Origin of the sequence: Malonomonas rubra (assembly GCF_003247215.1) — a bacterium.
GTDB lineage: Bacteria > Desulfobacterota > Desulfuromonadia > Desulfuromonadales > Geopsychrobacteraceae > Malonomonas > Malonomonas rubra_A.
This window is the reverse complement of the sequence record NZ_QKAP01000015.1, coordinates 49,866-58,165: the sequence shown is the minus strand read 5'-3', so window position 1 is coordinate 58,165 and position 8,300 is coordinate 49,866. Positions and strand designations below refer to the sequence as shown.

Annotated in this window: 7 protein-coding genes; 3 read left to right on the top strand and 4 right to left on the bottom strand. The window is 51.7% G+C overall.

The features are described 5' to 3' along the window. Window positions 1–156 precede the first annotated feature (156 nt). From Q7J88_RS01745 to Q7J88_RS01730, 4 genes are all read right to left on the bottom strand, one after another. Window positions 157–315 carry a hypothetical protein gene (locus Q7J88_RS01745; RefSeq protein ID WP_303720427.1) on the bottom strand — a complete coding sequence of 53 codons (159 nt, stop codon included), beginning with the start codon at window positions 313–315 and terminating at the stop codon, window positions 157–159. Window positions 316–327: 12 nt separating this feature from the next. Continuing rightward, window positions 328–615 (bottom strand): hypothetical protein, encoded by a 288-nt coding sequence (locus Q7J88_RS01740; RefSeq protein ID WP_303720426.1) that lies wholly within the window; start codon window positions 613–615, stop codon window positions 328–330. A 361-nt stretch (window positions 616–976) separates the two neighbouring features. Then, the gene (locus Q7J88_RS01735; protein ID WP_303720425.1) at window positions 977–2,140 is read right to left on the bottom strand and encodes an HD-GYP domain-containing protein; all 1,164 of its coding nucleotides are present in this window, start codon (window positions 2,138–2,140) and stop codon (window positions 977–979) included. After that, window positions 2,137–4,299, bottom strand: coding sequence for a HEAT repeat domain-containing protein (locus Q7J88_RS01730; protein WP_303720424.1), 2,163 nt, complete (start codon window positions 4,297–4,299; stop codon window positions 2,137–2,139). Before Q7J88_RS01730 ends, Q7J88_RS01735 begins: the two co-directional genes overlap by 4 nt. Window positions 4,300–4,485: 186 nt before the next feature. Here Q7J88_RS01730 and Q7J88_RS01725 point away from each other — a divergent pair, with 186 nt between their 5' ends. From Q7J88_RS01725 to ybeY, 3 genes are read left to right on the top strand one after another with little or no spacing between them, the layout of a single operon-like run. After that, a complete protein-coding gene (locus Q7J88_RS01725; RefSeq protein WP_303720423.1) occupies window positions 4,486–5,472 on the top strand; it encodes a PhoH family protein in 987 nt (328 codons plus the stop codon). A gap of 21 nt (window positions 5,473–5,493) precedes the next feature. Next, window positions 5,494–7,914, top strand: coding sequence for an HD family phosphohydrolase (locus Q7J88_RS01720; RefSeq protein WP_303720422.1), 2,421 nt, complete (start codon window positions 5,494–5,496; stop codon window positions 7,912–7,914). Beyond that, on the top strand, window positions 7,814–8,281 hold the full coding sequence (gene ybeY / locus Q7J88_RS01715) for an rRNA maturation RNase YbeY (RefSeq protein ID WP_303720421.1): 468 nt from the start codon (window positions 7,814–7,816) through the stop codon (window positions 8,279–8,281). Before Q7J88_RS01720 ends, ybeY begins: the two co-directional genes overlap by 101 nt. The last annotated feature ends 19 nt before the right edge of the window (window positions 8,282–8,300 follow it).

The following is an 8,300-nucleotide window of genomic DNA, read 5'->3' as shown; positions in this document are numbered from 1 at the left end:
AGATGACTTTTTTTGTGTCTTCGCTCATGCCACAATCCTTTTATCGGTGAAGTCGTAACTTCAAAATGAATTGCGACTGTATAGCACTTTAGGGTGTTTGATCGCAAGTAGCAGGGTGGCGTGAGCTTCAGGTGAGGGCTCCATGGTCTATCTTACTCAGGTTGTTGAGGAAATTGCGGGTAAGCCGTTGTTGTAACTCCTATGATGTTCATAGGCGGTGATGACCGCAAGCCTTGGAATGCCAGGGGTATTGACCAGGTACTTGCCGCCAAGTTGCGCGTGCTGCTGAATGATGGCCCATTCTTTATCGGTCACCGTGTTTTCCTTCTACAGGGTTTCTGTGGAAACGAAAAATTTGCCGATGTCATGCAGCATTGCCGAAAGCCCGATTTCGTAAAGCAGCTGCCCTTCAAACAAGAGCATCTTTGCCTGAGCGATATTCAACACACAGACGTTGGTGGAGTGGGTATAAGTGTATCCATCGAGATCGCGCAGCGGTGTCAGAGTGACAAAAAAAATGCCCTGTTCGGAGAATGCCTCAATTGCAGAAGTAAGGCCGCCTTTTCTGTGAATGGTTTGCCGGTCGGAATTCAACAAGTCGGAAAGCTTGAGCAACTCGGATTTATTCGGTTTGTTGTTAAAGTGGAGCGTTGCAATGTCTAGTCGAACCAAGGAGTTGGCGAAGTCGCAAGTACTGGGCTGATCTTTTCTGAGCCACTGCTCTTTGAAAGTAAGCTATTTGGGGCGACGCCGAGCTGAACTTGGTCCCAAATGGCAAAGAGGGGATAAAGCCGAGTGATGATCTTGTCAATGGCGCTATTGAGCATCAGGTGTTGGGGAGGATAGGTCAACAGGTACCGGCGGTTATGCTCAACTCATGGAGAAAGTTCACCAGAGGTTGTTTTTCATTATAAAGATGATTTGGATGAATTGGCTATCCAAGAATAGCTCCCGGTCCTACATTGTTTAGGGTTTGCTAATGTGGCACGGATGCAGGTGGGCTGCCAAGGTTCTCTTTTTCCAATTCGCTGAGCATGTGCAGAAAGTTATAGGTTAACTGGGGATGAAGCCTGGTGCCAGCCAGATCGAGCATGATATTAGTGATCTGATCCAGTTCTAACGATTCTTCGTAACTGCGCTGGGTTCGCATGGCATCATAGGTGTCCGAAATTGCTGTCATGTGGGAGCAGAGGTTCATTTTTCGTGGATGTCTGGTTCTCGGGTAGCCCTGCCCGTTGTAGTGCATATGGTGTTCATAGGCGGTGACAACGGCTAGGCGGGGTACGCCGGGAGTGTTGAGCAGGTATTCGGCGCCGAGGCGGGGGTGCTGCTGCATGATCTGCCATTCTTCATCAGTCAGTCTGCTGGCCTTGCTCAAAATTCCGGGGGAGATAAACATCTTGCCGACATCATGCAACATGGCGGCGATGCCGATATCGTTCAGCAGGTGCCCTTTGATGCCGAGCTGCTTGGCTTGAGCGAGGTTCAGCATGCAGATGTTGGTTGAGTGAGTGTAGGTGTATTCATCCATTGAGCGCAAAGGGGCAAGGGCAAGAAAGACATCGCTGAACTCGGTGAACGCATTGACAAATCCGTTGACGATTTCGCTGACATTGCCAATGTCTATTTTTTGATGATTTTGCACAGACCGATAGAGGTCCATGTAGCGGTCGGCTTCTTTGTTGGCGATATCTGCTAACAATAGTTCTGTGGAGCGCCAGCAGTTTTCGGGGGAACGGTAGCGGACTTCAATCTGACCGAAATGGATATGCTCACTTCCCGCTAGCGCGATCTGACGTTCTGGTCTTTTGCTCAAGGTGTTGATCAGACCGAGGATCTCTTCTTTGGAAACCTCCTGTTCAATCCGCAGGTGGCTGATGTTGTACTGCTCCAAAGCGGACAGCAATCGCTGTACCATCAAACTTTGCTCTACTGGGCGATTGTCGAAAATTAGTTGTTTCTCAATAATTTTCAGGGTGATGTCTGAGTGCTTTTTGAGCAGTTTTTGTACTTCACCGAAAGCTTGGCGACAGAGCCGGGCTACTTGTAGGTGCTCCAGATTGTAGAGGGCGGCATTGGTTGCGGCGGTAATCAGGTGACGAATAAAGTTCTGCAGATGTTCTTGAGAAACAAGGCTCATGGCGACTCCCCTGACAGCAATCTGAGTTGTTCGCCGGCAAGTTTGGAATAGTATCGAGGAAGTTCTATTGCGAGTTGACGCAGGACTTCACGGGCTTTCTCCGGTGGGTATTTACCAATGCTCCGGATGATATCGAAGTGCAGCTGCTTGATCGGTTTTGGGGTGAACAAGCCCTTTCTCGCCAACAATTTCTTGAGCAGCTGGAGGCTGCTGTCATGGCCGATGCGGGCCATTGCCTGCAAAATCTCCTGAGTTGCCTCATGATCCTCAATGTCTGCCAATAATTTTTCGTGCAGCATATTGATGATATCAACTGCGTTGCTTAGCCCGGCAAGTTCCACCGCACCGAGCTGAACATCCCGGTTCGGGTTGGACAGCTCTCTTGCGAGCATACGGTTGGCGGTCGCTGGGTTGCAGTCCAGGAGGATGCGGATGACCTCCTGCCGCACCCGTGGGTGCGGATGCCCGGCTACTCTCTGAATCGCTTTCAGGACGGGCGGCGCCAGATTTTTTTGGAGGACCGTCAACAGGTTGCGAACCAGATACCAGCGCTCGTCGTTCAGGGCGTCAATCAGAAACTGGTTGGCGTCAGAGCCGATCGCTGCAAGTACTTCAATCCAATATCGACGGCGGCTGAACTGTTTGGCCAGGCCGAGCTGTTTGATGACCGGTTCGGTGTAGGGTTGACCGACTGCGGAAATATATTTTTTGATCGACTCGGCTTTTTCTTCGCCCCAGATGTCAATGGCATTGATGACTTCCTGAATGAAGCTTTGCTGGATCTGGCAGGCAAGCACCCGTTCACTGAGAATATCAACTTTTGCCCGGCCACTGTTCAAATAAGTAGCCCAGTTGAGATAAATCTCGCGCAATGCTCTGAAGTTTCCGGTATCAAGGAAGAAGTGGCAAAGGTCGATCAGGTTCTGTTGGATGGATGCTTCATTTTCCACGGGGTCGGCATTTTGCAGAAAATCAAAAATGATCTCACTGCATTGTTCCTCTACCGGCTGGTTTTCTAGCTCCTGTTTCAACTCTTGGCAAATATCGGTCGGGAGGCCGCTGGTGATGTCAGTGGAGAAGATGCTTTGTAACGCCGACTGGTAATTGTCCGGCAGATAGAGATTGTGTCGTTCTTCGCTGAATAAAACATCTAGCCGGGCGCGAACCATCTCTTTGTCCAGCGAACCGAAATTGGCAGAAACCGTGTGGGCTTTGTCCTTGGCTGGATTGGCGGCAAATTGCTTGACCAGTTCGACCAGGCGGGGGGAGTTGGTCAGCTGTTGATGCAGGTTGGGGTCGGAAGCTTTTTCAAGTAACGCGGGGGAAAATTTGGAGAGAACCTGATTCGCAAGCTCTGGATGGTTCTCAAGCGTCTGTAAGGTCCCGGCAAGAAACTGGGTCTGTAATTGTGGCGAAAGGTGCTCGAGGAGTTCATTTAGTTGATTCGCCGGAGGGATATATGGCCCTGTTTGATGTTCTTCCAGCAGCTGTTCGACAAAGTTGCCGATTGCTCCAGTCGCTGATGTCGAGTTGCCGCCGCTTGCCAGCTTTCGATTTAATAGGTCGGCGATGGTTTGTGGCGCAACATAGACGCCTCCGTGTACTAGGTCGAGGATATTCTCCTGCAGACTTTGAAGAAAATCTCCCCATAAGTCACTAGAGATATTCGCCGGTTCGAAATCTGAATCGCATTTTTCGCAGAAGGCAGTGTAGTCGACCTGAACGATGCTGATTTTCTCGATCTGCTGTTGGTTCAAAAACTGTTTGAACCCGCCATGTTCTTCGATGGTCTGCCGATCGCTGTGTAATAATTGGCAAAACTGGATAAGTTCAGATTCGGTGAGATTTTGGGCAAAGCTGATCGACGCAATCCCGAGGCCGGAGAGTAGCGTGGCAAATGAGCGAAAGGCAGGGTGCTCCTTGTCAAGCCAGCGATGTTCGAAGAAGAGTGCCTCCGGGGCAATGCCCAAGGTAAGGGATGCCCTGTCGTCAAGAAGCTTGCTCAGTCGCTCGAGGGTCTTGTCACTAGTTACTGCAACTTGCGGGTGGTTGGGGGGGTAGAGCGTCAGGCTGCGCCGCGCAATGTTCAGCTCATGGAGAAAGTCAGCCAGAAGATCCGTCTCTGGCTTAAGTTGATGTGGACTCGATATCGATGTCAAAACGTCACCAATGTTCTACTTTATCATTTGCGAATTTCTTTCATTAGTATATACGATATTCATTGACTCGTGGAAACTTCCTGTGACCAAACTACTTTTCCGGGATGCACCGACTATCTTGCAATCAAACTTTTTTGGTGCTACGTTTCATGGCGTGAAAATGACTCATAACAAGGTACAAGCGACATGAGTCCCCGCGAACGTTTTGACGTTGGCGACGCGGCGCTGGCTGCGCAACTGTTCGGCCAGCAGAACAAGCACCTGAAATTGATCGAAAAGGTGCTTGGCATCCGCCTCGGCAGTAAGGGGACCGTTCTCACCCTTTCCGGGGAACAAGCACAGGTTCAGGTCGGCTATCGCCTGCTGGAGGAACTCTGTGCTTTATTGCGTGGCGGGATGCCGCTCTATCCGACTGACATCGATTACGCGATCCGGATCCTTTCTACCGATTCTTCAACCAATCTCAAGGACATCTTTTTCGATACCGTTTTCGTTTCGGCGCGGAAAAAGATCATCGCTCCGAAAAGCCTGGCACAGAAAACCTATATCGACAATATCCGCCAGAATCACGTGGTTTTTGGCGTTGGCCCAGCCGGAACCGGCAAGACGTATTTAGCAATGGCGATGGGGGTGGCGGCGTTGATGCGCAAAGAGGTCAGTCGCATTATGCTGGTGAGGCCGGCAGTCGAGGCGGGAGAGAAGCTCGGCTTCCTGCCAGGCGATTTGGCGGAAAAAGTCAACCCATATCTGCGCCCGCTTTACGATGCCCTGTACGATATGGTTGATCTGGACAAGGCCAAAGAACTGGTGGAAAACGGAGTTGTCGAGGTGGCGCCGTTGGCATTCATGCGTGGCCGGACTCTGAACGACGCCTTCGTCATTCTTGACGAAGCGCAAAATACCACTGCAGAACAAATGAAGATGTTTCTGACCCGTCTCGGTTTCGGAAGCCGGGCGGTCATTACCGGCGATATCACCCAGGTCGACCTGCCGCGGGATACCCATTCCGGACTGCTACACGCTCTTGAGGTGCTAGAAGGCGTGCCGGGAATTGCTTTCAATCATTTTACTGATGTCGATGTGGTACGTCATCCGATTGTCCAGGCGATCGTCAAAGCGTACCAGGCAGCTGATCGCCGGGTGTTGAAGCCTAATCGTCGCGTGGGAGGCTGATCTGCGGCGACCAGAGGATTTATGACCAAAGAAGAAAAAGAAAAAGTGCGGCAGAGACGAGCCGTAGCCTTCGGTACAAGGGTGCAAGGATTACGGAACCGACGCAAACCGAATTTCGGGATTTGGCTACTGTTCATTGTGGCGTTTCTGCTAACGCTGATTATCGTCCCTAAAGGCGGCTTTATCCCTGACTACCATGAGCCGGGAGAGATCGCTTCACGCGATATCAAATCGCCGCGTGAACTGCTGGTTGAGGATACTCCGCTGACGCAGAACAAACGGGATGAAGCCTGGGCGTCGGTACCGCCGGTTTATGACTATCAGACTACCGCTGGCCGGGAAGCTGTTGAGCGGATCCGGAACGGTTTGCATTTGCTGTTGCAGTTGCGGAATACTGAAGATCCTCCGTCACCGGAAGTGTTTCTCCCGCAGTTGGAGTCCGATTTCGGTGTGCCGATGACGGATGAGGAGTATCTGGCGTTGAGCGATCTGCCGCTCGATCCGCAGATTCCCCACCAGGCGAGTGAGTTACTGGGCAAAGTCTTTGACCGTCCGATTGTTGCCAACCTGCAGGTTTTCGAGGCGGATCGCAAGAAGGCGATACTGGTACGTAAAATCCCTGGTGGCGAGGAGTTGGCGAGCAGTGTGCTCGAAAGAACCTTCGGCTTGAACGAAGCCCTTGAGCAGGCCAAAGTGCTGATGAGCGAAATGCCCGGCCTGACGCCAGTTCAGCATCAAACCCTGCTCAAACTGGTGCAGCAACAGTTACGCCCCAGTTTGAGCTATAACGAAGAAGAAACCTCGCTGCGCCGCCAGCAGGCTCGGGATGCGGTCAAGCCCGTGCTGTTTCAGGTGAAAAAGGGGGAGATGGTGGTCCGCGAAGGAGAGCGGGTCACCGCTGACCAGATTTTGAAATTGCGGGCGATACGCGATTCCGGGCGGGACAATCGCAGTTTGCCGACCGCGTTCGGCATGCTGGTCTGCATTTCATTGCTGATCTATATCGGCTACTCTTATGCACAGGGTAATATCCGCAAGTTCCGCCCTGATTCGCGCGACCTGCTGTTTCTGGCAATGTCCCTGTTGGCCCTGTTCATTCTAATCAAGGTTTCGATTTTCATCGCGACAGCCCTTGGCAACACCTTTGCTTATATCGATTCCAGTGCTTACTACTATGCGATCCCCTTTGCTATCGGGGCGATGTTGGTGCGGATTGTCCTCAATGCGGAGACGGCACTACTGTTCTCCGTCTGTTGCTCTTTGCTGGTCGGGGTGCTCTTCGGCAATAGCCTGTCGATGGCGTTGCTGGCATTGACGAGCAGCATGGTCGGAGCGCACGGCGTTCAGCATTGTCAGGAGCGTTCCACCATCTATTGGTCGGGGATGTGGGTCGGTTTTGCCAATGCGGCAGTGCTAATCGGAATTCACTTTCTGGCTGGAAACGGTTTGGAGCTGCAGTTGCTCTGGAAAATCTGCTTCGGACTGTTTGGCGGCCTACTCAGCAGCGTCTTCGTGACCGGCACCATCCCGCTGGTTGAAGCGATTTTTAAATACACCACCGATATCAAGTTGCTCGAACTGGCTAACATGAATTCGCCTATTTTGAGGCAGTTGATGGTTGAAGCGCCCGGTACCTACCACCATTCGGTTCTAGTTGGCAACCTGGTCGAGGCGGCGGCCGAGTCGATCCATGCCAACCCATTGCTAGCCCGGGTTTCAGCCTACTACCATGACATCGGCAAAATCAAAAAACCGCTTTATTTTATTGAAAATGGCGGTCGCCAGCGCAATAAGCATGACAAGCTCGCTCCGTCGATGAGCGCCCTGATTCTAATGTCGCATTTGAAGGACGGAGTCGAGATGGCGAAGGAGCATAAGCTAGGCCCGGAGTTGGTTGATATTATTCAGCAGCACCATGGGACATCCCTGATCAAATTTTTCTATGATCGGGCGAAAAATCTGGCCGAAGCCGATATGCCACAACCGGATGAACGTGACTATCGCTATCCGGGGCCGAAGCCGCAGACCCGTGAAGCGGCGCTGATCATGCTGGCGGATGCCATTGAGGCGGCCAGTCGCACTCTGCAGGAACCGACTCCGGCGCGTATCCAGGGGATGGTGCAGAAGCTGATCAACAATATCTTCATTGATGGTCAACTGGATGAGTGTGAGTTGACCCTAAAGGACCTGCACCTAATTGCGAAGAGTTTTAACCGGGTGCTGGCGGGATCGTTCCATCACCGGGTCGATTATCCCGAGCCGGTACATATTGTGCGGGAAAAAATCGAAAAGGAACAGGCTGGCGAGAAGTCTTCTGCAATTGAAGAGAAAAAGGATCAAGATGAGGATACAGATCGAGAATCAGCAGGGGAAACAAAAGGTCCTGAAGCGACCGCTACGGAAGATAGCCCAGAAGATCTTAAGCGTCTCGGGATTTCCTGAGGCGGAATTGTCGATTCTGATTCTCGATAACGCTGGAATTCAGGTGATCAACCGCGATTATTTGGATCGTGATCGTCCGACTAATGTTATCTCCTTCGCCATGCAGGAGGGGGATGGCAGTGGCGTGCAGCCGTTGTTGCTTGGTGACGTGGTGATCTCTGCTGAGAGGGCGGCCGCGGATGCGGCCGAGGCCGGAATTCCCTTTGAGCATGAGCTGGTATTTTTACTGCTGCATGGAATTCTCCATCTGCTCGGCTACGATCATGAGCGAGGCACCGAAGAGCAAATGTTGCAGATGGAAGCGCGAGAGAGGGAGATTTTTTCCTTGTTAAACACTGAATTTTTAACCGTTGATGGTTATTTGTAGTTTGATAAGTGAGGGTTGC

Excerpts from the sequence above, each read along its gene's own strand:
- ybeY (WP_303720421.1), top strand. The coding sequence starts at position 7,814 with ATGAGGATACAGATCGAGAATCAGCAGGGGAAACAAAAGGTCCTGAAG.
- Q7J88_RS01720 (WP_303720422.1), top strand. The coding sequence starts at position 5,494 with ATGACCAAAGAAGAAAAAGAAAAAGTGCGGCAGAGACGAGCCGTAGCC.
- Q7J88_RS01725 (WP_303720423.1), top strand. The coding sequence starts at position 4,486 with ATGAGTCCCCGCGAACGTTTTGACGTTGGCGACGCGGCGCTGGCTGCG.
- Q7J88_RS01735 (WP_303720425.1), bottom strand. The coding sequence starts at position 2,140 with ATGAGCCTTGTTTCTCAAGAACATCTGCAGAACTTTATTCGTCACCTG.